This is a genomic window from Rhodosalinus sp. FB01, from assembly GCF_041365715.1.
GTDB lineage: Bacteria > Pseudomonadota > Alphaproteobacteria > Rhodobacterales > Rhodobacteraceae > Rhodosalinus.
In genome coordinates this window covers 163,831-185,035 of sequence record NZ_JBGFSH010000001.1, presented here as the reverse complement: position 1 = coordinate 185,035, position 21,205 = coordinate 163,831, and the positions used below count along the sequence as shown (strand labels likewise).

The following is a 21,205-nucleotide window of genomic DNA, read 5'->3' as shown; positions in this document are numbered from 1 at the left end:
CCTCTTGGCCTGCGGCCAATTCACCCCCGGAGTATTTTCGCCAAGAAGAGGGCTCAGCCGGCCAGGGTGACGAGGGCGTGGCGCTTCTTGCCGGCCGAGAGCTTCACCGGGCGCGCGAGGGCGGCGGCGTCGAGCATGAGCCCGGGATCGGAGACCGGCGCGTCGTCGAGCCGCGCGCCCTGCTCGGCGATGAGGCGCTTGGCGTCCTTGCCCGATTTCGCGAGCCCGGCGCGGACGAAGAGCTGCACGACGGAGATGCCGCCCGCGACTTCGTTTGGATCTAGTTTAAGAGTCGGAAGTGCAGAAACTGATAGCGTCCCCCCGCTAATGGATGGCGTCGCCACTAACCCGCTAGCTTCAAGCTTGTGCGTGAAGATTGCACCCGCGGCGCTAGCGGCAGCTGCTGCAATGGTCTGACCATGCAGCAAGGTCGTGACCTCGTTGGCGAGCACGATCTTCGCCTTGTTGATCTCGGCGCCTTGCAGCGCGCCCAGCCGCGCGCATTCCTCCACGGGCAGCTCGGTGTAGAGCCGCAGGAAGCGGCCCACGTCAGCGTCGGCGGTGTTCCGCCAGAACTGCCAGAAATCAAAGGGCGAGGTCAGTTCCGCGTCGAGCCAGACCGCGCCCTCGGCGGTCTTGCCCATCTTGCGCCCGTCCGCCGTGGTCAGGAGCGGCGAGGTGAGGCCGAAGAGCTCCGCGTCGCTCATCCGGCGGGCGAGGTCGATGCCGTTGACGATGTTGCCCCACTGGTCGGAACCGCCCATCTGCAGCCGGCAGCCGTGGCGGCGGTAAAGCTCCACGAAATCGTAGGCCTGCAGGATCATGTAGTTGAACTCCAAAAACGAGAGCGACTGCGCGCGGTCGAGGCGGGACTTCACGCTTTCGAACGAGAGCATCCGGTTGACCGAGAAATGGCGGCCCACATCGCGCAGGAAGTCGAGGTAGTTGAGCCCGTCGAGCCACTCGGCGTTGTCGATCATGAGTGCGCCCGAGGGCCCTTCGCCGTAGTCGATGTAGCTCGCGAAGACGCGGCGGATGCCGGCGATGTTCTCGTCGATCTGGTCGGGCGTGAGGAGCGGGCGCTCCTCGGCGCGGAAGGACGGATCGCCCACCTTCGTGGTGCCTCCCCCCATGAGCGTGATCGGCTTGTGGCCGGTCTTCTGCAGCCAGCGCAGCATCATGATCTGGATGAGCGAGCCCACATGGAGCGAGCGTGCCGTGGCGTCGAAGCCGATATAGGCCGGGGTCGGGCCCGCCATCAGCGCCTCGTCGAGCCCTTGCAGGTCGGTGCAGTCGGCCAGATAGCCGCGCTCGAGCATCACCTGGAGGAAGTCGGAGCGGGGGCGGTAGGTGGTCATCGGGCTGGTTCCCTTCCTTGGCGCGGCCCGTCTATAGTGCCCGGGCAAGCGAAGGGGAAGAGCAGGATGGGCGGAGGGTCTGTCTGGGCGCTGGGAGCGATGTCGGGCACCTCGCTCGACGGCGTGGACGCGGCGATGATCCGTACCGACGGCGTGCGGGTGGAGGCGTTCGGCGCCTCTGACTACCGGCCCTATTCGGAAGACGAGCGCGCGGTGCTGCGCGTGGCGCTGGGGCGTTGGCCGGGCGACGACCTCGACCGGGCGGCGGAGGTGATCCGGAGCGCCCATGCCGAGTTGCTGGCGCGCTTCCCCGAGGCGGAGATCGTGGGCTTTCACGGGCAGACGCTGGCCCATGATCCGGGCGGGCGGGGCACCCATCAACTCGGCGACGGCGCGGCGCTGGCCGAGGCGCTTGGCCGGCCCGTGGTCTGGGATTTCCGCACCGCCGACGTGCGGCTGGGCGGCGAGGGCGCGCCGCTCGCGCCCTTCTTCCACTTCGCGCTCGCCAAGCGGATCGGGGCGGAGCGGCCGCTCTGCCTGCTGAACCTGGGCGGCGTGGGCAACTTGACCTGGATCGACCCGCGCCGCGCCGCGCCCGAGGAGGAGGGCGCGCTTCTGGCCTTCGACACGGGGCCCGCCAACGCGCCCATCGACGACCTGTTGCGTGCGCGGCTGGGCGCGGCCTGCGACGAGGGCGGGCGGCTGGCGGGGGCGGGCCGGGTCGTGGAAGGCGCGCTCGAGGCGCTGATGGCGGAGCCCTATTTCCTGCGCATGCCGCCGAAGTCGCTCGACCGGGACGCGTTTCCGGGGCTCCTCGCCTCGGTGGAGGCGTTGTCGGACGCCGACGCGGCGGCCACGCTCACCGCCGTGGTCGCGGCGTCGGTCATGCGCGGGCTCGAGCACTGCCCGGTTCAGCCGGAGCGGATTCTCGTCACCGGGGGCGGGCGCAAGAACCCGGTGATGATGCGGATGCTGGCCGCCGCGCTCGACGCCGAGGTCGCGCCGGTGGAGGCCGTGGGGCTCGACGGCGACATGCTGGAGGCGCAGGCCTTCGCCTATCTCGCGGTGCGCGTGATGCGCGGCCTGCCCACCTCGGCGCCGGGAACCACGGGCGTGCGCGCGGCGGTGGGCGGCGGCGTAATCTCGCGCCCGTCCGGGGCGTTGTGATCGGCCTGCGAGATGCTAGTGTGACGCCGATCCGTCCCGGAGGGCCCGGCCATGGTCTCGCGCGTCATACCCGTCGATCCGTTCGACCTCGTGATCGTCGGCGCGACCGGCGATCTTGCGATGCGCAAGATCCTGCCCGCGCTCTACCGCCGGTTCCGCGCCGGCCAGATCCCGCCGGAGGCGCGGGTGATCGGCGCCGCGCGCACCGAGATGGACACCGGCGGCTGGCGCGCCGAGGTGGCGAGCGCGCTGGGCGAGGGCCCGGAACGCGACGCCTTCCTGGCGCGGCTCGACTACGTCGTGCTGGACGCCGAGGGCGAGACGGGATGGGACGCGCTGGCCGCGACCTGCCGGCCCGACGTGCTGCGTGCCTTCTACTTCTCGGTCGATCCCCATCTCTTCGCGCCTCTCGCGAAGCGGGTGGAACGGCACGGGCTCGCCGCGGCCGGCACGCGGGTCGTGGTGGAAAAGCCCTTCGGCCACGACCTCGCCTCGGCACGGGCGCTGAACGCGGCGCTGGCCGAGCATTTCCACGAGGATCAGGTCTACCGGATCGATCACTATCTCGGGAAGGAGACGGTGCAGAACCTGATGGCTGTGCGCTTCGGCAACACGCTGTTCGAGCCGCTGTGGAACGCGCAATACGTCGACCACATCCAGATCACCGTGGCCGAGACCGTGGGCGTGGCGGGGCGGGCGGAGTACTACGACCGCGCGGGCGCCATGCGCGACATGGTGCAGAACCACATCATGCAGCTTCTCTGCCTCATCGCGATGGAGCCGCCCGCGCGGTTCGAGGCGCACGCGGTGCGCGACGAGAAGCTCAAGGTGATCCGCGCGCTCGATCCGGTGGAGCCGGGCAACATCGTGCGCGGGCAGTATCGGGGCGACGGCGCGGTGCCGGGCTATCGCGAGGATGTGGGGCAGCCGCAAAGCCGCACCGAGAGCTTCGTCGCGCTCAAGGCCAACGTGTCGAACTGGCGCTGGGCGGGCACGCCCTTCTACCTGCGCACGGGCAAGCGGCTGCGGGCGCGCTCTTCCGAGATCGCGATCGTCTTCAAGGACGCGCCGCATTCGATCTTCGGGACCGAGGCGGGGCGGCATTCCAACGTGCTCGCGATCCAGCTCCAGCCCAACGAGGGCATGACCCTCGACGTCACCATCAAGGAGCCGGGGCCGGGGGGCATGCGGCTTCTCGACGTGCCGCTCGACATGACCTTCGCCGAGACGCTGGGCCCGGACGCCGAAGAGATCCCCGACGCCTACGAACGGCTCATCATGGACGTGATCCGGGGCAACCAGACGCTCTTCATGCGCGACGACGAGGTCGAGGCCGCCTGGGCCTGGACCGACCCGGTGATCGCCGGGTGGCAGGAACGGGGCAAGGCGCCCGCGCCCTACGACATCGGATCCTCGGGCCCCGAGGATTCGCTCATGCTCATGCACCGCGACGGGCGGCGCTGGCGGGAGATAGACCCATGAAACTTGTGGAATACGCCGATCGCGAGATGATGGCGATGAACCTCGCCCAGAAGCTCGCCGGGGACCTCAACACCGCGCTTCACCGCAGCGACCGGGTGCTCTTCGCGGTGCCGGGGGGCACCACGCCGGGCCCGGTCTTCGACGATCTCTGCGCGGCCGACCTCGACTGGGCGGCGGTGGACCTCATCCTGACCGACGAGCGCTGGGTGCCCGAGGACGACCCCCGCTCCAACACCCGCCTCGTGCGCGACCGGCTGCTGGTGGAGCGCGCGGCGGCGGCGCGGCTGGTGCCGATGGTGACGGCGGACGCCACGCCGGAGGAGGCGATCGCCAAGCTGACCGGGGAGATCGCGCCGCGCCTGCCGGTGGACGTGCTTCTGCTGGGCATGGGGACGGACGGGCATGTCGCCTCGCTCTTCCCGGGCGCCGAGGGGCTCGAGGATGCGCTCGCCGACGACGCGCCGCTTCTCGCCGCGATCAGCGCGCCGGGCGTGCCCGAGCCGCGGCTCACCATGACGGTGCCGGTGCTGGCGGGGGCGCTCGCGAAGCACCTCGTCATCACCGGGGAGGAGAAGCGCGCGATGCTCGACGCCTCGGTGAAGCGCGACCCGCGCGAGGCGCCCGTGGCGGCGGTGATGGACGGGATGACCGTCCACTGGGCGCCGTGAGCGGCGCACCGGGCGCGCCGCAGGTCGCCTGGGACAGGCTGCAGGCGCTCCGGGCGGAGGCCGCGGGGCGGCGCATCCTCGATCTCTTCGCGGCCGATCCCGACCGCGCCGCGCGCTTCTCGGCCCGGGCGGGCGGGATGCTTTTCGACTACTCCAAGACGGCGATCGACGCCGAGGCGCGGGCGGGGCTTCTCGACCTCGCCGCCGGGGCGGGCGTGGCGGCGCGCGCCCGGGCGATGATGGCGGGCGCGCCCGTGAACGCGACCGAGGGGCGCTCCGCGCTCCACACCGCGCTCCGCGATCCCGACGGCCCGCCGCTGATCGTGGACGGGGCGGATGTGCGCCCCGGCATCCGGTCGGTTCTTTCGCGGATGGAACGCTTCGCCGAGGAGGTGCGCACGGGCCGGTTCGAGGCCGCGGGCGGGGCGGTGGCGGATGTCGTGAACATCGGCATCGGCGGCTCAGATCTCGGCCCGGCGATGGCGGTGCGCGCGCTGGCGCCCTACCAGGACGGGCCGCGCTGCCATTTCGTCTCGCACGTGGACGGGGCGGACATCGCCGACACGCTCGCGCCCCTCGACCCGGCGCGCACGCTCGTCATCGTGGCCTCCAAGACCTTCACCACCATCGAGACCATGACCAACGCCGAGACGGCGCGCGCCTGGATGGCCGAAGCGGTCGCCGATCCGGCGGCGCAGGTCGCGGCGCTCTCCACCGCGATGGAGCGCACGGCCGCCTTCGGCATCCCCGAGGCGCGCGTCTTCCCCTTCGCCGACTGGGTGGGCGGGCGTTATTCCGTCTGGGGGCCGATCGGGCTCAGCCTGATGATCGCCATCGGCCCCGCGCGGTTCCGGGAGTTCCTCGCCGGCGCGCGCTGGATGGATCGCCATTTCCTCGAGGCCGCGCCCGGGGCGAACATGCCGCTTCTGCTGGCGCTCACCGGCATCTGGCACGCGCAGGTCTGCGGGCACGCGACCCGCGCCGTGCTGCCCTACGACGAGCGTCTGGCCCGGCTGCCCGCCTATCTCCAGCAGCTCGAGATGGAATCGAACGGCAAGCGGGTGGCGATGGACGGATCGGACCTCGCGCGCCCTGCGGGCCCGGTGATCTGGGGCGAGCCCGGCACCAACGGGCAGCACGCCTTCATGCAGTCCGTCCACCAGGGCACCGAGGTCGTGCCCTGCGAGTTCCTGCTGGCGGCCGAGGGGCACGAGCCGGCGCTTGCGCATCACCACCGGCTGCTCGTGGCCAACTGCCTCGCCCAGTCCGAGGCGCTGATGCGCGGCCGGACGCTGGCGGAGGCGCGCGCGCGGCTCGCCGACCGCTTCGAGGGGGACGAGCTCGAACGGCAGGCGCGCCACCGGGTCTTTCCGGGCGACCGCCCGTCGGTGACGCTGGCCTACCCGAAGCTCACCCCGGAGATGCTGGGGCGCATCCTCGCGCTCTACGAGCATCGCGTCTTCGCCGAGGGCGTGATCCTCGGCATCAACTCCTTCGACCAGTGGGGCGTGGAACTCGGCAAGGAGCTTGCCACGGCGCTCGGGCCCGTGCTCGAGGCGCGAGAGAGCGCGGAGAGCAAGGACGGCTCCACCCGCCAGCTCGTAGGCTACCTCACGGGGCAGGGGCGGGGCTGAGTGGCCCACGCCTCGCGCGCCGGGCCGTCCGCGCTCAGCCCGCCGGCTGCGCGCCGTCCACCTCGCGGAAGCGGGTGATAAGCGCTTGCGGCAATGCGCGCTTGGCCGAGCCGTCGGGCTCCAGCGTGACGATCACGCAGGAAAAGCCCGCGCGGCGCGTGCCGCCTGCCCAGATCTCGTTCAGGAGCGTGAAGCTCGTCCGCCGGAAGCTGCCGCAACGCGCGGTGACGATATAGCTTTCGTCCATCACCATCTCGGCGAAATAGTCGATCTCTGCGCGGCGGATCACGATGCGCGGATCCTCCGCCCGGTACTGCGAGAGGCCCCAGTCCTGGAAATAGCGGATCCGGATCGTCTCGAACCACGCCATGTAGGTGGCGTTGTTGACGTGGCGCAGCATGTCGAGCTCGCAAAATCGGACACGGTCGGCCATGGCCAGCGGCCAGGGCTCGGGCAGGCCGTGGGCCGTCTGCTCTTCCGGGCTGAGCGGGGCGTGATAGCGCAGGTCCATGGGCGCAACTCTTGCCGTGCCCGGCCTCGCGCGGCAAGCCCGCCCGCCCCTTGCCCGCCGTTTTCGGGCGCGCCCCGGACGCGCCGGTGCCGCCCCGTGTCCCGCCCGGTGTCGCAGCCTGCGCGGGCATGGGCTGACAGCCGGCGATCGCACGCTAGGTCCCGCCTCAAGCAAGGGAGACCGGACATGGACGACCACGCGCTCAAGGGAAGAATTCTCGCCTTCGCCCGGCATTGCGGCGCGGCGGCGAACGACCCGAAGGACATCGCTCACCGCCGCGGATGGCTCGACGCGGCCGGCGCGCCCACGAAAGACGGCGCCGCGCTGATCGCGGCGCTCGACGGGCAGGAGGCCACGCGCTCCGTCTATCGCGGGGTGCTCTAGCGCCGCCCTTGTCACGCGGGGGGCGTGCACTCCCGCGAATCGAGCGTGCGCACCGGATCTTCGGGCGCGCATTCCTCGCCGGACATTGGATAATTGGTCTGTGGCCCTTCGCAGGCTGCCAACAGGGCAAGTGCGACGAACAGGGCAGGCACACGATACATGGTGTCGATCTCCTCCGTTTCGGTATCCGGGGCGCCTTCGGGGGCGCTCGGGGACTTTGACCCGGACGCCGTTTCGGCGACTTGACCGGGATCAAGTCCTGGTGAGGAGACGGGGCTCGCGATCCGGGCGCGTCAAGGGCCTCTAGCCCGGCGGCGAGAGGCGCCGTGCCTCGAGGGTGTGGACCGGGTCATCGGGGTCGGGCGCCTGACGCGACAGGGCGTAGCTGTCGGGCGCACCCGAACAGGCGCCCCCCGTTGCAGCGACGAGAAGAACCAGAAGCCTCAGGCGCGAGAGCATGGGATCGCCTTGCGATGAACTGGGGCGGATAAACCTGACCCTACGTCAAGCTAGCAGAAATTCCCCGTGGTAAGGCGATATTGCCTGCGACCGATTGCCGCGGGCCGTCGTCACCGCAGGACGGAGCGCCCGGCATATTCCGCGGCCGCGCCCAGCCCCTCCTCGATCCGGATCAGCTGGTTGTATTTCGCCAGCCGGTCGGAGCGCGCGAGGCTGCCCGTCTTGATCTGCCCGCAATTCGTGGCCACGGCGAGATCGGCGATGGTGGTGTCCTCGGTCTCGCCCGAGCGGTGGGACATCACGTTGCGCATGCCCGCGCGGTGCGCCATCTCCACCGCGCGCAGGGTCTCCGTCAGGGTGCCGATCTGGTTCACCTTGACGAGCATCGCGTTGCCCGCGCCGCGCGCGATGCCCATGGCCAGCCGCTCGGGATTGGTGACGAGGAGATCGTCCCCCACGAGCTGCACGCGATCGCCGAGCGCCTCGGTGAGCGCGGACCAGCCCTCCCAGTCGTCCTCGGCGCAGCCGTCCTCGATGGAGATGATCGGATAGTCGTCGCAAAGCCTGGAAAGCCAGGTGACGTTCTCTTCCGCCGTCAGGGTTTTTCCTTCACCCGAAAGGATATACCGCCCGTCCTTGAAGTATTCGGTGGCGGCGCAGTCGAGCGCGAGGAAGATGTCCTCGCCGGGCCGGTAGCCGGCGGTCTCGATGGATTTCAGGATGACGTCGAGCGCCGCGCGGGTGGAGGCGAGGTCGGGCGCGAAGCCGCCCTCGTCGCCCACCGAGGTCGACAGCCCCGCCGCGGCGAGTTCCTTCTTCAGCGTGTGGAACACTTCCGCGCCCCAGCGCACCGCCTCCGACAGGCTGGGCGCGGCCACGGGCATGATCATGAACTCCTGCACGTCGATCGGGTTGTCGGCGTGCTCGCCGCCGTTGACGATGTTCATCATCGGCACCGGCAGCACGCGGGCCTGCGTGCCGCCCACGTAGCGGTAGAGCGGCAGGGCGCTGGCATCCGCGGCAGCCTTCGCCGTGGCGAGGGAGACGCCGAGAATCGCGTTGGCGCCAAGCCGGCCCTTGTTCGGCGTGCCGTCGAGTTCGACCATCGCCGTGTCGATCTCGACCTGCTCGGTGGCTTCGCTGCCCACCAGCGCGTCGGCGATCTCGCCGTTCACCGCGGCCACGGCCTCGCGCACGCCCTTGCCGAGATAGCGCTCGGCCTCGCCGTCGCGCCGCTCCACCGCCTCGTGCGCGCCGGTGGAGGCGCCCGAAGGCACCGCGGCGCGGCCCAGCGTGCCGTCCTCCAGCGTCACGTCCACCTCCACGGTGGGGTTGCCGCGGCTGTCGAGGATCTCGCGCGCGTGGATGTCGATGATCGTGGTCATGGGCCGTCCCTCGTGGCTGCGTCGCGTCCGCCTTTAGCACCCTTCGCTGCGGCGCGAACAGGGACCGGTTGCGCAAACATCGCCGCCCCGCGTCAGCGCGGCGGGCGGGGCTGGCGGCCCACCGCCTCGGGCGCGGCGGTGAGCGCGCCGCGCCGCCGGCCGAGCCGCGCCTCGCGCAGGAGCGTGTAGAGCCCCGAGCCGATCACCAGCGCGGCGCCGGCAAAGGTCATCGCGTCGGGCCGCTCGCCGAAGACCCAGATGCCGATCACCAGCGCGAAGAGAAGGCGGCTGTAGCGAAAGGGCGTGACGACCGCGATGTCGCCCGAGCGCATGGCCTGCGTGATCGCGTAATAGCCAGCGATCCCGAACCCGATGGCGAGCAACATCTGCCCCATCGCCGCCGCCTGCGGCACCGTGGCCCCGCCCGAAAGGGCCAGGAGCGCCGCGCCCGTGGGCACGAGCATGGCGAATCCCCAGGCCGAGAGCACCAGCGTGGAGACGTCCCGCGGCACCGCGCGGGTGGCGAGATCGCGGAGCGCGAGCCCCGCCACGCCGAGCACCGCGAAGAGCGAGGCGGGCTCGAACCCCTGAAGGCCGGGCCGGATGATGAGCAGCACGCCGAGAAAGCCCACGCCGATCGCGCTCCAGCGCCGCCAGCCCACCGGCTCGCCGAGGAAGAGCGCCGCGCCCAGCGTCACCGCGAGCGGCATGGCCTGGAGAATCGCCGAGGCCGAGGAGAGGGGCGTGAGCACGATGGCGGTGACGAAGCCCACCGTGCCGAGGATTTCGCCCAGGTTCCGAAGCATCACGGTGCGCGACAGGAAGGCGGGCGAGATCACCCGCTCGCGCCGGTAGGCGGCCATGAGCGCGAATCCCGCCGAACCGCCCAGGCCCAGAAAGACGAGGATCTGCCCGGGCGGCAGCGCCGCGCCCATCTTCTTGATGAGCATGTCCTCGACCGCGAAGGCGGCCATCGCCGCCACCATGAGCGCGATGCCGCGCAGGTTCTCCGTCATGGGCCACCTCCCGCGCGGGCGCTACGCCTTTTCGCGCGGAAGGGGAAGTCCCGGCGGAACCGGGGCTCAGCCCTTGCGCCGCCCGCGGCCGAGCGGCACGCCGTAGAGTTCGAGCTTGTGGCCCTTGAGCCGGTAGCCCAGCCGCTCGGCGATCTTTTCCTGCAAGGCCTCGATCTCGGGGTCCACGAACTCGATCACCTCGCCCGAGTGCATGTCGATGAGGTGGTCGTGATGCGCGCGCTCGGCGTCCTCGTAGCGGGCGCGCCCGTCGCCGAAATCGACCTTCTCGAGGATGCCCGCCTCCTCGAAGAGCTTCACGGTGCGGTAGACCGTGGCAAGCGAGATCGCGCCGTCGCGGTCCGCCGCCCGGGCGTAGAGCTCCTCGACATCGGGGTGATCCTCGGCCTCCTCGAGCACGGCGGCGATGATGCGGCGCTGGCCGGTCATCCGCAGCCCCTGGGCTTCGCATCGGTCGATGATGGAATGGGGCATCGGCGCCTCCGCCTCGGACTCCGGGTGCCAAGCATTTAAGCCGGTGGGCGCGTGGAATAAAGCCCTTCCGCCCGGCCGCGGTCAGAAGCCCGCCGTGCCCCCCTCGGGCGCGTCGGCTTGACGCCGCCCTGCGGGCCGGGTCCTTTGGCGCGCATGGAGCGCAAGGCGGGGATCGACGCGGCCGGGGCCGCGATGCTGGTGGGGTTTTCCCTTCTCCTCGCCGTCAACCAGGTGATCATCAAGCTCACGAACGGCGGCTTTCAGCCGGTCTTCGCGGCGGGGCTGCGCTCGGCGGGCGCGGTGCTGGTGCTGCTTTTCTGGATGCGGCTTCGGGGCATCCCGCTCTCGCTGCCGCGCGAGAGCTGGGCGGGCGGCGTGCTGGTGGGCGCGCTCTTCGCGGCCGAGTTCACCGCGCTCTTCCTCGCCCTCGATCTCACCACCGTCGCGCGCGCGGGCATCGTCTTCTACAGCATGCCGGTCTGGCTCGCGCTCGCCGCGCATGTGCTGCTGCCGGGGGAGCGGCTGGACGGGCGCCGGCTCGCGGGGCTCGCGCTCGCGCTCGCGGGCGTCGCGCTCGCGCTCGCGGACCGGGGCGGGGGGCAGGCGTCGCTCGCCGGCGATCTGCTCGCGCTCGCGGGGGCACTGGGCTGGGCGGGCATCGCGCTCACCGTGCGGCTCTCGGCGCTCTCGCGCCAGCGCCCGGAGATGCAGCTCTTCTGGCAGCTCGCGGTCTCTGTGCCGCTTCTCCTCGCGCTGGCGCCGCTCTTCGGGCCGCTTTTGCGCGATCCGGGGCCGGAGCACCTGGCGGGCCTCGCCTTCCAGATCCTCGCCATCGCCAGCGCGGGCTTCCTGTTCTGGTTCTGGCTGATCTCGGTCTATCCCGCCTCGGGGGTGGCGTCCTTCAGCTTCCTCGCGCCGGTCTTCTCGGTGCTGCTCGGCTGGGCGCTTCTGGCCGAGCCCGTGGGGCCCTCGATCCTGGCCGCCCTCGCGCTGGTGGCGGCGGGGCTCTGGCTCGTGAACCGGCCCCGCAGGCCCGTGTCGGCCTGAGCCGCGGCGCCGGGCCGGCGGCTCAGGTGCCGCAGAAGGTGGCCTGCACCCGTTCCGAGGCCTTGGGCGGACGGGTGAGGGCCGGATCCTCCGGTGCCTCGTAGGGCCGCGAGAGCGCCTGCATCAGGGCCTCGAAGGGCGCCATGTCGCCGCCGAGGGCCGCATCGATCATCTCCTCGATGCGGTGGTTGCGGGGGATCACGGCCGGGTTCGCGGCCCGCATCACCGCCGCGGGATCCTCCTCTTCCGCCTCGAGGCGCGCCTGCCACCGCGCGGCCCATGCGTCGAACTCCGCTCGGTCGGTGAACTGGTCGCGCGCGTCGCCCGTCGCGAGCGCCCGGAACGTGTTGGTGAAGTCCGCCCCGTCCCGCGCCATGAGGTCGAGAAGCCCTGAAACGAGGTCCAGATCCCCCTCCGCCTCGGTCGAGAGACCGATCTTGGCGCGGAAACGGGCGAGCCATTCCGCCTCGATCCGCGCGGGCATGGCGTGGACCGAGCGCGTGAAGCCCTCGATCGCGGCCTCCTCGTCGGGCATGAGCGGCACGAGCGCGGTGGCGAGCTGCGCCATGTTCCACACGATGATCCGCGGCTGGTTGGCGTAGGCGTAGCGCCCCATCCGGTCGATGGACGAGAACACCGTGTCGGGGTGGTAGTCGTCCACGAAGGCGCAGGGGCCGTAATCGATCGTCTCGCCCGAGAGCGCGCAGTTGTCGGTGTTCATCACGCCGTGGATGAAGCCCACCGACATCCATTGCGCGACGAGCCGCGCCTGGGCGGCGATCACCGCGTCGAGAAGCGCCTGGGGGTCCGCGGCCTCGGGGTAGTGGCGCGCCACGGTGTAGTCGAAGAGGCGGCGGAGCGACGCGATATCCCGCCGGGCGGCGAAGACCTGGAAGGTGCCGACGCGGATGTGGCTCGCGGCGACGCGGGTGAGCACGGCGCCGGGCAGCACCCGCTCGCGCAAGACGGGCTCTCCGGTGGAGACGGCGGCAAGCGCCCGTGTCGTGGGGATGCCGAGCGCGTGCATCGCTTCGGAGACGACGTATTCGCGCAGCACCGGGCCGAACCAGGCGCGCCCGTCACCCATGCGCGAATAGGGTGTGCGCCCCGACCCCTTGAGCTGGATGTCGCGCCGCCGCCCGGCGCGGTCCACCACCTCGCCCAGCAGGATCGCGCGCCCGTCGCCCAGCTGCGGGTTGTACTGGCCGAACTGGTGGCCCGCGTAAAGCTGGGCGAGCGGATCGGCGCCTTCGGGCACGGCGTTGCCGCCGAACACGCGGGCAAGCTCCTCGGCGTCGTCCCAGGCGATGCCGAGCTCCTGGGCCAGCGGGCGGTTGAAGGCCAGAAGATGAGGCGCGCGCACCGGCTCGGGCGCGAGGCGCGCGTGGAACTGGGCGGGCAGCCGGGCGTAGCTGTTGTCGAAGGGGATCGAAAGCGTCATGCCCCGAACCTAGGCGCGCGCCTGCCCGTGCGCCAGCCCGGCCCGCCCCGACGCGCCTGTTTGGTCCAGCGCGCCCGTGCCCTAGACTCGGGTGCCAAGAGATGGACGCAAAGGAGAACTCCATGAGCGCGACGACCCATGCGCGGATGCAATTGCAAGACAGGCCCGAGTTCGCCTCGAAATCGCGGCCGCTCACCTTTCCCGAAAGCGCAAGCGTGGCGGAGGCCGTGGCGGCCATGTGCGACCGGAATTTCGGCTCTGTCATGGTCATCGGCGAGGACGGCAAGCTGACCGGCGTGGTGACCGAACGCGACGTCATGCGCCGTGTCGTCAACGAGCGCCGGGACGCGCAGGCCACGACGCTGGCCGAGGTGATGTCCCGCGAGCCGCGTGTCGCGCGGGCCACCGACGACGTGGTCGACTGGCTTCGGATCATGTCGAACGAACGGTTCCGGCGCCTGCCCGTCGTCGACGACGAGGGCCGCGTGGTGGCGGTGTTCACCCAGGGGGATTTCGTCTCCTACACGTGGCCCGACCTCATCTACCAGGCGCGGGAACTCACCAAGGCGAGCTTTGCGCGCAATCATGCGCTGTGGCTGATCGGCGGGGGCATCATGCTCTACTCGGTGCTGATGGTGATCGTGGTCGGCAGCCTCTAGGCGGGCGAAGCGGTTTCGAAACCGCTTCGCGCCAGGCCGTGAGGACGGCGCGGGCAGGGCAGTTCCGCCGCCCGCCGTAAAAGGGCGCGTCGTACGCCCGGTCCTGCGAGACGTGCGGGTGTGTGCCCGAGGCGGTTTCGAAACCGCCTTGCGTCAGAGCCGCCGTGTCATGCGCATGCTCGGCTCGCGCGCCTCGAAACGGCACCGGCCGTAGAGGCGGCGCGCGGCCTCGTCCTGCCGGTCCACCTCGATGTGGATCGCCTTGAGGCCGGCGGCCTTCAGCGCGCGGCAGATCGCGCCCAGCACCTCCGAGGCGATGCCGCGCCCGCGCACGCCGGGACGGATGAAGATCTCGTCCACGGACCCGTCCATGCCGCCGAACGCCACGGACCAGCCGAAGGTCACGACGAGATAGCCGATGGGCGCGCGCTGCGGCCCGATGAGGTAGACGGCGCCGTGGGGCGAGCCCTCGAGCAGCGGGGCGAGCGCGGCGCGGCGCGCCTCGTCGGTCTGCGTGATGCCCAGCTCGGCGTGCATCGCCGCGACCAGCGGCAGCACCCGCTCGAGATCCTCGGGCCGGGCGAGATGAAGCGCCGCGCCGTTCACAGCCGCGCCAGCCGTTCGGTCAGGAGCGCGAAGAAGCCCGGCGCGTCCAGCGCGCCCATGAAGGTCGCGTTGGGCGCGCGGTCGGTGACGCCCCACCAGTCGGCCACCGTCATGCCCATGGTCAGCTCCGAGACGGTCTCGACCTCCACGTTGACGAACCGCCCGGAGAAGAGATCGGGCCGGATCAGGTAGGCGGTGACGCAGGGATCGTGCAGCGGCGCGCCCTCGGAGCCGTATTTCTCCTTGTCGAAGCGCTCGAAGAAGTCGGTCATCTCGGCCACGGCGCGCCCGACCGGCGTGCCGATGGCGCGGAAGGCCTCGTTCCGCGGCCGGGTCACGAGCGCCTTATGCGTGACGTCGAGCGGCATCACCGTGAGCGGAGCGCCGGATCGAAACACGATATCAGCGGCTTCGGGGTCGACGTAGATGTTGAACTCGGCCGCCGGCGTGATGTTGCCCACCTCGAAATAGGCCCCGCCCATGAGAATGATCCCGGCCACCCGGTCCACGATGTCGGGGGCCTGCCGGAACGCGGTGGCGATGTTGGTGAGCGGTCCGAGAGGGCAGAGCGTGACGGTGCCCGGGGCCTCCGCGCGCAGCGTCTCGGCGATGAAATCGACCGCATGGGCGTCCTGCAGCGGCATAGTGGGCTCCGGCAGCACCGGCCCGTCGAGCCCCGTCCTGCCGTGCACGTGCTCGGCGGTGACGAGCGGGCGCTCGAGCGGGCGCTCGCAGCCCGCGAAGACCGGAATGTCCCGCCGCCCGGCAAGCTCGCAGACGACGCGCGCGTTCCGCGCGGTGAGCGGCAGCGGCACGTTTCCCGCCACCGCCGTGATCCCCAGCACCTCGATCTCTTCCGGGCTCGCCAGCGCGAGCAGGATCGCCACGGCGTCGTCCTGGCCCGGATCGGTGTCGATGATGATGCGGCGGGGCGGCATGGCGCGGACCTTCGTGTCGCTGACGCAGCCTTACTGTCAGAGCCGCGGCCGGCCCGCAACGGGCCTCGCGGCCGATGGGCGGCTCAGCGCCGTTCGAGGGCCTTGGCCCGGTCCCAGAGCGCGTCCATCTCGTCGAGCGTGGAGTCCTCCGGCCGCCGCCCCTCGGCGGCCAGCGCCGCCTCGATGGCGCGGAAGCGGCGCGTGAACTTGGCGTTGGCGCGGCGGAGCGCCGCCTCCGGGTCCACCTCGAGGTGGCGGGCGAGATTCGCCATCACGAAGAGCAGATCGCCCATCTCCGCCTCGATCTCGTCGGGTCCGAGGGTGTCGCGCGCCTCCACGAGTTCGCGCGCCTCCTCGGCGATCTTGTCGAGGACCTGGCCCGTTTCCGGCCAGTCGAAGCCCACCCGCGCCGCGCGCTTCTGGAGCTTCACCGCGCGCAGGAGCGCAGGCAGCCCCACCGCCACGTCGTCGAGCACGCCATGGGCGTTCTTCGCTGCGCGCTCGGCGGCCTTGATCGCCTCCCAGTCGCGGGTCTGCTGCTCGGCGGACTTGTCGCGGCTCTCGTCCCCGAAGACGTGGGGGTGGCGCGCGACCATCTTCTCCGAGATCCGGTCGGCCACGGAGTCGAAATCGAAAAGCCCTTTTTCGTCCGCCAGTTGCGCGTGAAAGATCACCTGAAGCAGAAGGTCCCCGAGCTCGCCCTCCAGCTCGTCCCAGGCGCCGCGCTCGATGGCGTCGGCGACCTCGTAGGCCTCCTCGATCGTGTAGGGCGCGATGGAGGCGAAATCCTGCTCCACGTCCCACGGGCAGCCCCGCTCCGGGTCGCGGAGGCGGGCCATGATCGCCTTGAGGCGCGGCACGCCGCCCCGGGGATCGTGGATGAGCGCGTCGTTCGGGTCGTGGGGCATTGCGGCTCTGTCCGGTTTGCGGTTGAGTGGACCCTGACCCGAGAGAGGTGGGGAGTCCAGCGCATGCCCGTGATCAACCGCATCGCCGGCCTGGCCGAGGACATGACGGCCTGGCGGCGCTACCTGCACGCCCGGCCCGAGATCGGATTCGACTGCCACGACACCGCCGGTTTCGTGGCAGCGACGCTGCGCGGGATCGGCGTGGACGAGCTGCACGAGGGCATCGCGGAAACCGGCGTCGTGGCGGTGATCCGGGGCCGCGCCGAGGGGCCCGGCGTGGGCCTGCGCGCGGACATGGACGCGCTGCCCATGGACGAGACGAGCGGTGCGGCCTGGGCGTCGGAGACGCCGGGGCGGATGCACGCCTGCGGCCATGACGGGCACACCTCGATGCTGCTCGGCGCGGCGCGCTACCTCGCCGAGACGCGCAACTTCGCAGGACGCGCCGTGCTGATCTTCCAGCCCGCCGAGGAGGATGGCGGCGGCGGCGGCGTGATGGTCGAAGACGGCGTGCTCGACCGGTTCGACGTGCGCGAGGTCTACGCGCTGCACAACCGCCCGGGCCTGCCCGAGGGCCATGTCGCCACCCGTGCGGGGCCGATCATGGCGGCGGTGGACGACTACGTGGTGACGCTGAAGGGCAAGGGCGGGCACGCCGCACGGCCCCACGAGACGGTGGACCCGATTCCGCCGCTCACCGCGATCGCGCAGGCGCTGCGCAGCCTCGCTGCGACGGAGGCCGACCCGAGCGCCGAACTCGTCGTCGCGGTGACCCGGCTGCAGGCCGGCACGGCGACGAACGTGGTGCCCGAGACGGCGGCGCGCGCCGGGACGGTGCGCAGTTTCGACCCCGCGCTGCGCGACTGGGCGGAGCGGCGGGTGCGCGAGGTCGTCACGGGGATCGCCGCGGCCTATGGCGTGACGCCGCAGATCGACTACCAGCGCTGGTATCCCGCAACCGTGAACCATGCCCGCGAGGCCGCCTTCGCCGCGGACGTCGCGCGCGAGATCGTCGGGGAGGACGCGGGGGAGACCGACACGCCCGCCAGCATGGGGGCGGAGGATTTCGCCTACATGCTCGGGGCGCGGCCGGGGGCCTACCTGCTGGTCGGGCAGGGCGACACGCCGATGTGCCACCACCCGGCCTATGATTTCAACGATCGCATCGCGCCGGTCGGGGCCTCGCTGCTGGCCCGGATCGTCGAGCGCGCGCTTCCGCTGGGGTGAGACATGGCGCTCGAGGACGCGAAACGGCAGGTGGACCACGCCTTCACCCGGGAGGAGCTGAAGGGCAACAGCTTCGAGAACACCTTCGGTGGCGCGGTGTCCTTCCTGCGGCGCCGTTACACGAAGGATCTTGCGGGCGTGGACGTGGCGGTGACGGGCGTGCCCTTCGACCAGTCGGTGACGAACCGCCCCGGAACCCGCCTCGGGCCGCGCGCGATCCGCGAGGCGAGCTGTCTCCAGCCCTACGATCCGCCCTGGGGCTGGGGCGGCTACGACCCGATGCAGGACCTCGCCATCGCGGATTACGGCGATCTCGCCTTCGACTATGCCCGCGTGGCGGAGTTTCCCGACGCGCTGACCGCCCATATCCGCACCATCCTCGAGGCTGGCGCGGCGAGCGTGGCGCTGGGCGGCGATCACTATATTTCCTTCCCGCTTCTGAAGGCTTACGCCGCGAAGTTTGGGCCGATGTCGCTTCTGCATTTCGACGCCCACACCGACACCTGGGCCGATGACGACATGGACCGCATCGACCACGGCACGATGTTCTACAAGGCGGTGAAGGCGGGCTGCATCGACCCGGCGCGCTCGGTCCAGATCGGCATCCGCACCTACAACCCGGACACGCTGGGCATCCCGATCATCGACGCGCGCGAGGTCCACGAGAACCCCGTCGCCGACACGGTCGCGAAAGTGCGGCGCATCCTGGGCGACGCGCCGGTCTATCTCAGCTTCGACATCGACGCGCTCGACCCGGCCTTCGCGCCCGGCACCGGCACGCCCGTCTGGGGCGGGCTGGCGAGCTGGCAGGCCGCGGCGATCCTGCGCGACCTCGCGGGGATCGACCTTCGGGGCGGCGACGTCGTCGAGGTCTCGCCGCCCTTCGACACCACCGGCGCGACGGCGGTGGCGGGCGCGCATGTGGCGACGGAGATGCTCTGCCTGATCGGGCAGGCCCGCGCGAAAGGGCGGTGAGGGCCTTGCGCCGCGTGCTCCCGGCGCGGCAGACGGGGTGGGAATGATGAAGCGGGGCGGAGGCCGGCGATGACAGGCGTTCTGAAGATCTTGTTCTGGTTCGCGGTGCTGGTGCTGCTCGTCGTGGTGAATGTCGCGGCGTGGGTGCGCTTCGCGCCCACCGACGTCGCGCGGTGGCACGCTGTGCCGCAGGTGGACGGGAACGAGGATCTGCCGGGCGGCGTGAAGCGGCGCGTCGCGGGCGCGGGCGCGGAAGGGCTCGCCGCCTTCGACCGGGTGGCACGCGCCGCGCCGCGCACGCGGGTGCTGGCCGGATCGCCGCAGGAGGGACGGATCACCTACGTCTCGCGCTCGCGGGTCTTCGGCTTTCCCGACTACACGACCGCGGCCCTCGACGGCGAGGATCTCGTCGTCCACGGGCGGCTTCGCTTCGGGCAATCCGATCTCGGGGTCAACAAGGCGCGGGTGGACGGATGGCTGTCAAAGGCCGGCCTCGCCTCCTAGGAGGACGGGGCGCACCCTTCCGATATTTCGCGCCACATCGGATTGTTGAGCGACATCTGGCACTGGGCGATGAAGCTGCGGCCGTCCACGGTCAGGCAGATGCTCTCGCCCAGCTCGACCCGCCCGCCGGTGCTGTCGGTGCAGTAGCAGTCCGTAGCGGCAGAGGGGGTCGGCGCGCCGGGCGCGGCGGTGGGCCCCTCGGCGAGCGACGGGCCGGCGGCGAGCCAGCAGACGGGAAGCACGAGCGCGCGCATGGCATCGAGTGTAGCAAATCGCGCGGTCTTGACCAGACCCGCGCGATGGGGGACAGAGCGGCATGATCCCCACCGACAGGCTCGAGCAGATCTTGCAGCGCTTCCAGTACCTGGAGGCGCGCATGGCGGAGGGCGGCGGCGACCTTGCGCGCCTGGGCCGGGAATATGCCGAGCTGCGCCCGATCGTGGCCGAGATCGAGGCGTGGCGAAAGCTTCGCGCGGACCTGGCGGAGGCGCAGGCGCTTCTGGACGACCCCGACATGGCCGGGCTCGCGCGCGAGGAGATCGCGCGCCTCGAGGCGGAGCTGCCCGAGGCGGAGCAGGCGCTCCGGCTGGCCCTCCTGCCGCGCGACGCGGCCGACGCGCGCCCCGCCATGCTGGAGATCCGGCCCGGCACCGGGGGCGAGGAGGCGGCGCTCTTCGCGGCCGATCTCATGCGCATGTACCAGCGCTACGCAGAGGCGAAGGGCTGGAGCTTCGAGGTCGTCGAGCAGCAGGAAAGCGAGCTGGGCGGCATCCGCGAGCTGGTGGCGCAGGTGAAGGGGGAGGGCGTCTTCGCCCGGCTCAAGTACGAATCCGGCGTCCACCGCGTGCAGCGCGTGCCGGCCACGGAATCGGGCGGGCGCATCCACACCTCGGCGGCGACCGTCGCGGTGCTGCCGCAGGCCGAGGATGTGGACGTTTCCATCGACCCGGCCGAGCTGCGCATCGACACCATGCGCAGCTCGGGCGCGGGCGGGCAGCACGTGAACACGACCGATTCGGCGGTTCGGGTCACCCATCTGCCCACGGGCATCGTGGTCACCAGCTCGGAAAAGTCCCAGCACCGCAACCGCGAGATCGCCATGCAGGTGCTCAAGGCGCGGCTCTTCGATATCGAGCGCCGTCGCGCAGCGGACGCGCGCGCCAGCGCGCGCAAGGCGCAGGTCGGCTCGGGCGACCGGTCGGAACGCATCCGCACCTACAACTTCCCCCAGGGGCGGATGACCGACCACCGCATCAACCTGACGCTCTACAAGCTCGACCAGATCCTCGCCGGGGACCTCGACGAGGTGATCGACGCGCTGATCGCCGACGCGCAGGCGGCGGAGCTGGCCGAGATGGAGGGATGACCGTCACCGAGGCGCTGGCGCGCGGCACGGCGCAGCTCCGCGCGGCGGGGATCGAGGGCGCGGCGCGCGACGCGCGGCGGCTTCTGGCGGGCGCCCTCGGCGTCGAGGCGGGGCGGATCGGCGCGATGGGGCCGGACCCGGTGCCGCCGGAGGCGCAAGAGCGGTTCGTGAAGATGCTGAACGCCCGCTCGGCCCGCCGCCCGGTGGCACGCATCCTCGGGCGGCGCGTGTTCTGGGGCCGCGATTTCAAGGTCGGCGACGCCGTGCTCGATCCGCGTCCCGAGACCGAGACGCTGCTTGCCATCGCGCTGATGTCGCCCGCCCGGCGGATCCTCGACCTGGGCACCGGCAGCGGCATCCTCGCCGTCTCTCTCCTCGCGGAATGGCCCGGCGCGCGGGGCGTGGCGACCGACATCAGCGCCGCGGCGCTCGCCATCGCGCGGGCCAACGCGACGCGGCACGGGGTGGCCGACCGGCTCCGGCTCGTCGAAAGCGACTGGTTCGCCGATGTGACCGGCCGCTTCGACCTGGTCGTGTCGAACCCGCCCTACATCGCCGAGGCGGAGCTTGCCGATCTCGCGCCCGAGGTGCGGCTCCACGATCCGCCGCAGGCGCTCTGCCCGGGCGGCGACGGGCTCGACGCCTACCGCGCCATCGCCGCGGCCGCCCCGGGGCACCTCGCGGCGGGCGGGCGCCTGGCCGTGGAGATCGGACCGACGCAGGGCGACGCGGTCGCGGGTCTTTTCGCGGCGGCGGGTCTTGAAGACGTCACCGTGCATGCCGATCTCGATGACAGGGATCGCGTCGTGTCGGCGCGTTGCCCGTGTTGATTTCTGCCTGAAAACCGGCGCAAATCCGCAGGCGGGCCGGATTTCCCCCTTGTCTCGACCGCGCCGACATGGTTACACAAGGCGTAGTCGCGGCAGTGGACACCCAAGGGGCTCGTCCCGGTCGCACGCCAAGCCAGACAATCCGCTC

General features: G+C 71.4%; 23 protein-coding genes. 12 read left to right on the top strand and 11 right to left on the bottom strand.

Annotation, left to right across the window (positions count from 1 at the left end; genetic code table 11):
• Nucleotides 1–53 precede the first annotated feature (53 nt).
• Nucleotides 54–1,358, bottom strand: coding sequence for a tyrosine--tRNA ligase (tyrS, locus tag AB6A65_RS00820; protein WP_371036457.1), 1,305 nt, complete (start codon nucleotides 1,356–1,358; stop codon nucleotides 54–56).
• A gap of 66 nt (nucleotides 1,359–1,424) precedes the next feature.
• Between tyrS and AB6A65_RS00815 the strand changes: the two genes are divergently transcribed.
• From AB6A65_RS00815 to pgi, 4 genes are read left to right on the top strand one after another with little or no spacing between them, the layout of a single operon-like run.
• Nucleotides 1,425–2,525: an anhydro-N-acetylmuramic acid kinase gene (locus AB6A65_RS00815; protein ID WP_371036456.1), complete on the top strand. Its 1,101-nt coding sequence runs from the start codon at nucleotides 1,425–1,427 to the stop codon at nucleotides 2,523–2,525.
• A gap of 51 nt (nucleotides 2,526–2,576) precedes the next feature.
• Nucleotides 2,577–4,007, top strand: a complete 1,431-nt coding sequence (gene zwf, locus AB6A65_RS00810; RefSeq protein WP_371036455.1) for a glucose-6-phosphate dehydrogenase — start codon at nucleotides 2,577–2,579, stop codon at nucleotides 4,005–4,007.
• Nucleotides 4,004–4,675, top strand: coding sequence for a 6-phosphogluconolactonase (pgl, locus tag AB6A65_RS00805; protein WP_371036454.1), 672 nt, complete (start codon nucleotides 4,004–4,006; stop codon nucleotides 4,673–4,675). Before zwf ends, pgl begins: the two co-directional genes overlap by 4 nt.
• Nucleotides 4,672–6,309 (top strand): glucose-6-phosphate isomerase, encoded by a 1,638-nt coding sequence (gene pgi, locus AB6A65_RS00800; RefSeq protein ID WP_371036453.1) that lies wholly within the window; start codon nucleotides 4,672–4,674, stop codon nucleotides 6,307–6,309. Before pgl ends, pgi begins: the two co-directional genes overlap by 4 nt.
• 34 nt (nucleotides 6,310–6,343) lie before the next feature.
• On the opposite strand, the gene AB6A65_RS00795 is transcribed toward pgi, so the two are convergent.
• Nucleotides 6,344–6,820: an acyl-CoA thioesterase gene (locus AB6A65_RS00795; protein WP_371036452.1), complete on the bottom strand. Its 477-nt coding sequence runs from the start codon at nucleotides 6,818–6,820 to the stop codon at nucleotides 6,344–6,346.
• A gap of 186 nt (nucleotides 6,821–7,006) precedes the next feature.
• Here AB6A65_RS00795 and AB6A65_RS00790 point away from each other — a divergent pair, with 186 nt between their 5' ends.
• Nucleotides 7,007–7,204, top strand: a complete 198-nt coding sequence (locus tag AB6A65_RS00790) for a hypothetical protein (RefSeq protein WP_371036451.1) — start codon at nucleotides 7,007–7,009, stop codon at nucleotides 7,202–7,204.
• A gap of 303 nt (nucleotides 7,205–7,507) precedes the next feature.
• On the opposite strand, the gene AB6A65_RS00785 is transcribed toward AB6A65_RS00790, so the two are convergent.
• The 4 genes from AB6A65_RS00785 to AB6A65_RS00770 form a co-directional block, all read right to left on the bottom strand.
• Nucleotides 7,508–7,663, bottom strand: a complete 156-nt coding sequence (locus AB6A65_RS00785; RefSeq protein WP_371036450.1) for a hypothetical protein — start codon at nucleotides 7,661–7,663, stop codon at nucleotides 7,508–7,510.
• Between the two features lie 110 nt (nucleotides 7,664–7,773).
• Nucleotides 7,774–9,048: a phosphopyruvate hydratase gene (gene eno / locus AB6A65_RS00780; RefSeq protein ID WP_371036449.1), complete on the bottom strand. Its 1,275-nt coding sequence runs from the start codon at nucleotides 9,046–9,048 to the stop codon at nucleotides 7,774–7,776.
• A gap of 92 nt (nucleotides 9,049–9,140) precedes the next feature.
• A complete protein-coding gene (locus AB6A65_RS00775; protein ID WP_371036448.1) occupies nucleotides 9,141–10,064 on the bottom strand; it encodes a DMT family transporter in 924 nt (307 codons plus the stop codon).
• 66 nt (nucleotides 10,065–10,130) lie between these two features.
• Complete coding sequence (locus AB6A65_RS00770; protein WP_371036447.1) at nucleotides 10,131–10,556, bottom strand: Fur family transcriptional regulator; 426 nt, start codon at nucleotides 10,554–10,556, stop codon at nucleotides 10,131–10,133.
• A 153-nt stretch (nucleotides 10,557–10,709) separates the two neighbouring features.
• Here AB6A65_RS00770 and AB6A65_RS00765 point away from each other — a divergent pair, with 153 nt between their 5' ends.
• Nucleotides 10,710–11,603, top strand: a complete 894-nt coding sequence (locus AB6A65_RS00765; protein ID WP_371036446.1) for a DMT family transporter — start codon at nucleotides 10,710–10,712, stop codon at nucleotides 11,601–11,603.
• Between the two features lie 22 nt (nucleotides 11,604–11,625).
• Here the strand turns inward: AB6A65_RS00765 and AB6A65_RS00760 are convergent, their stop codons facing one another.
• Nucleotides 11,626–13,044, bottom strand: a complete 1,419-nt coding sequence (locus AB6A65_RS00760) for a YdiU family protein (protein WP_371036445.1) — start codon at nucleotides 13,042–13,044, stop codon at nucleotides 11,626–11,628.
• A gap of 122 nt (nucleotides 13,045–13,166) precedes the next feature.
• On the opposite strand from AB6A65_RS00760, the gene AB6A65_RS00755 reads away from it, so the two are divergent.
• A complete protein-coding gene (locus AB6A65_RS00755) occupies nucleotides 13,167–13,703 on the top strand; it encodes a CBS domain-containing protein (RefSeq protein ID WP_371036444.1) in 537 nt (178 codons plus the stop codon).
• A gap of 153 nt (nucleotides 13,704–13,856) precedes the next feature.
• On the opposite strand, the gene AB6A65_RS00750 is transcribed toward AB6A65_RS00755, so the two are convergent.
• From AB6A65_RS00750 to mazG, 3 genes are all read right to left on the bottom strand, one after another.
• Nucleotides 13,857–14,309 (bottom strand): N-acetyltransferase family protein, encoded by a 453-nt coding sequence (locus AB6A65_RS00750; RefSeq protein ID WP_371036443.1) that lies wholly within the window; start codon nucleotides 14,307–14,309, stop codon nucleotides 13,857–13,859.
• The gene (locus AB6A65_RS00745; RefSeq protein WP_371036442.1) at nucleotides 14,306–15,247 is read right to left on the bottom strand and encodes a nucleoside hydrolase; all 942 of its coding nucleotides are present in this window, start codon (nucleotides 15,245–15,247) and stop codon (nucleotides 14,306–14,308) included. The genes AB6A65_RS00750 and AB6A65_RS00745 overlap by 4 nt, the downstream gene beginning before the upstream one ends.
• An 83-nt stretch (nucleotides 15,248–15,330) precedes the next feature.
• Nucleotides 15,331–16,155, bottom strand: a complete 825-nt coding sequence (gene mazG / locus AB6A65_RS00740; RefSeq protein ID WP_371036441.1) for a nucleoside triphosphate pyrophosphohydrolase — start codon at nucleotides 16,153–16,155, stop codon at nucleotides 15,331–15,333.
• A gap of 63 nt (nucleotides 16,156–16,218) precedes the next feature.
• Here mazG and AB6A65_RS00735 point away from each other — a divergent pair, with 63 nt between their 5' ends.
• The 3 genes from AB6A65_RS00735 to AB6A65_RS00725 all read left to right on the top strand — a co-directional run bounded on the left by AB6A65_RS00735 (nucleotide 16,219) and on the right by AB6A65_RS00725 (nucleotide 18,861).
• The gene (locus tag AB6A65_RS00735; protein ID WP_371036440.1) at nucleotides 16,219–17,382 is read left to right on the top strand and encodes a M20 aminoacylase family protein; all 1,164 of its coding nucleotides are present in this window, start codon (nucleotides 16,219–16,221) and stop codon (nucleotides 17,380–17,382) included.
• Nucleotides 17,383–17,385: 3 nt separating this feature from the next.
• Nucleotides 17,386–18,357, top strand: a complete 972-nt coding sequence (speB, locus tag AB6A65_RS00730) for an agmatinase (protein ID WP_371036439.1) — start codon at nucleotides 17,386–17,388, stop codon at nucleotides 18,355–18,357.
• A 69-nt stretch (nucleotides 18,358–18,426) separates the two neighbouring features.
• Entirely contained in the window at nucleotides 18,427–18,861 is a 435-nt protein-coding gene (locus tag AB6A65_RS00725) for a DUF1499 domain-containing protein (protein WP_371036438.1), read from the top strand.
• Here AB6A65_RS00725 and AB6A65_RS00720 read toward each other — a convergent pair.
• A complete protein-coding gene (locus AB6A65_RS00720; RefSeq protein ID WP_371036437.1) occupies nucleotides 18,858–19,115 on the bottom strand; it encodes a hypothetical protein in 258 nt (85 codons plus the stop codon). The two genes, AB6A65_RS00725 and AB6A65_RS00720, sit on opposite strands and share 4 nt — an antisense overlap.
• A 62-nt stretch (nucleotides 19,116–19,177) precedes the next feature.
• Here AB6A65_RS00720 and prfA point away from each other — a divergent pair, with 62 nt between their 5' ends.
• Nucleotides 19,178–20,227 carry a peptide chain release factor 1 gene (gene prfA, locus AB6A65_RS00715; RefSeq protein ID WP_371036436.1) on the top strand — a complete coding sequence of 350 codons (1,050 nt, stop codon included), beginning with the start codon at nucleotides 19,178–19,180 and terminating at the stop codon, nucleotides 20,225–20,227.
• Complete coding sequence (prmC, locus tag AB6A65_RS00710; protein WP_371036435.1) at nucleotides 20,224–21,057, top strand: peptide chain release factor N(5)-glutamine methyltransferase; 834 nt, start codon at nucleotides 20,224–20,226, stop codon at nucleotides 21,055–21,057. The genes prfA and prmC overlap by 4 nt, the downstream gene beginning before the upstream one ends.
• Nucleotides 21,058–21,205 lie beyond the last annotated feature (148 nt).

What these genes read in the sequence shown, in the direction of transcription:
- prmC (WP_371036435.1), top strand. Translation starts at nt 20,224, where the DNA reads ATGACCGTCACCGAGGCGCTGGCGCGCGGCACGGCGCAGCTCCGCGCG.
- mazG (WP_371036441.1), bottom strand. Translation starts at nt 16,155, where the DNA reads ATGCCCCACGACCCGAACGACGCGCTCATCCACGATCCCCGGGGCGGC.
- AB6A65_RS00795 (WP_371036452.1), bottom strand. Translation starts at nt 6,820, where the DNA reads ATGGACCTGCGCTATCACGCCCCGCTCAGCCCGGAAGAGCAGACGGCC.
- eno (WP_371036449.1), bottom strand. Translation starts at nt 9,048, where the DNA reads ATGACCACGATCATCGACATCCACGCGCGCGAGATCCTCGACAGCCGC.
- AB6A65_RS00760 (WP_371036445.1), bottom strand. Translation starts at nt 13,044, where the DNA reads ATGACGCTTTCGATCCCCTTCGACAACAGCTACGCCCGGCTGCCCGCC.
- tyrS (WP_371036457.1), bottom strand. Translation starts at nt 1,358, where the DNA reads ATGACCACCTACCGCCCCCGCTCCGACTTCCTCCAGGTGATGCTCGAG.
- AB6A65_RS00745 (WP_371036442.1), bottom strand. Translation starts at nt 15,247, where the DNA reads ATGCCGCCCCGCCGCATCATCATCGACACCGATCCGGGCCAGGACGAC.
- AB6A65_RS00755 (WP_371036444.1), top strand. Translation starts at nt 13,167, where the DNA reads ATGAGCGCGACGACCCATGCGCGGATGCAATTGCAAGACAGGCCCGAG.
- AB6A65_RS00725 (WP_371036438.1), top strand. Translation starts at nt 18,427, where the DNA reads ATGACAGGCGTTCTGAAGATCTTGTTCTGGTTCGCGGTGCTGGTGCTG.
- AB6A65_RS00790 (WP_371036451.1), top strand. Translation starts at nt 7,007, where the DNA reads ATGGACGACCACGCGCTCAAGGGAAGAATTCTCGCCTTCGCCCGGCAT.
- AB6A65_RS00775 (WP_371036448.1), bottom strand. Translation starts at nt 10,064, where the DNA reads ATGACGGAGAACCTGCGCGGCATCGCGCTCATGGTGGCGGCGATGGCC.
- pgl (WP_371036454.1), top strand. Translation starts at nt 4,004, where the DNA reads ATGAAACTTGTGGAATACGCCGATCGCGAGATGATGGCGATGAACCTC.
- zwf (WP_371036455.1), top strand. Translation starts at nt 2,577, where the DNA reads ATGGTCTCGCGCGTCATACCCGTCGATCCGTTCGACCTCGTGATCGTC.
- speB (WP_371036439.1), top strand. Translation starts at nt 17,386, where the DNA reads ATGGCGCTCGAGGACGCGAAACGGCAGGTGGACCACGCCTTCACCCGG.
- AB6A65_RS00765 (WP_371036446.1), top strand. Translation starts at nt 10,710, where the DNA reads ATGGAGCGCAAGGCGGGGATCGACGCGGCCGGGGCCGCGATGCTGGTG.
- AB6A65_RS00770 (WP_371036447.1), bottom strand. Translation starts at nt 10,556, where the DNA reads ATGCCCCATTCCATCATCGACCGATGCGAAGCCCAGGGGCTGCGGATG.
- AB6A65_RS00720 (WP_371036437.1), bottom strand. Translation starts at nt 19,115, where the DNA reads ATGCGCGCGCTCGTGCTTCCCGTCTGCTGGCTCGCCGCCGGCCCGTCG.
- AB6A65_RS00735 (WP_371036440.1), top strand. Translation starts at nt 16,219, where the DNA reads ATGCCCGTGATCAACCGCATCGCCGGCCTGGCCGAGGACATGACGGCC.
- AB6A65_RS00785 (WP_371036450.1), bottom strand. Translation starts at nt 7,663, where the DNA reads ATGCTCTCGCGCCTGAGGCTTCTGGTTCTTCTCGTCGCTGCAACGGGG.
- prfA (WP_371036436.1), top strand. Translation starts at nt 19,178, where the DNA reads ATGATCCCCACCGACAGGCTCGAGCAGATCTTGCAGCGCTTCCAGTAC.
- AB6A65_RS00815 (WP_371036456.1), top strand. Translation starts at nt 1,425, where the DNA reads ATGGGCGGAGGGTCTGTCTGGGCGCTGGGAGCGATGTCGGGCACCTCG.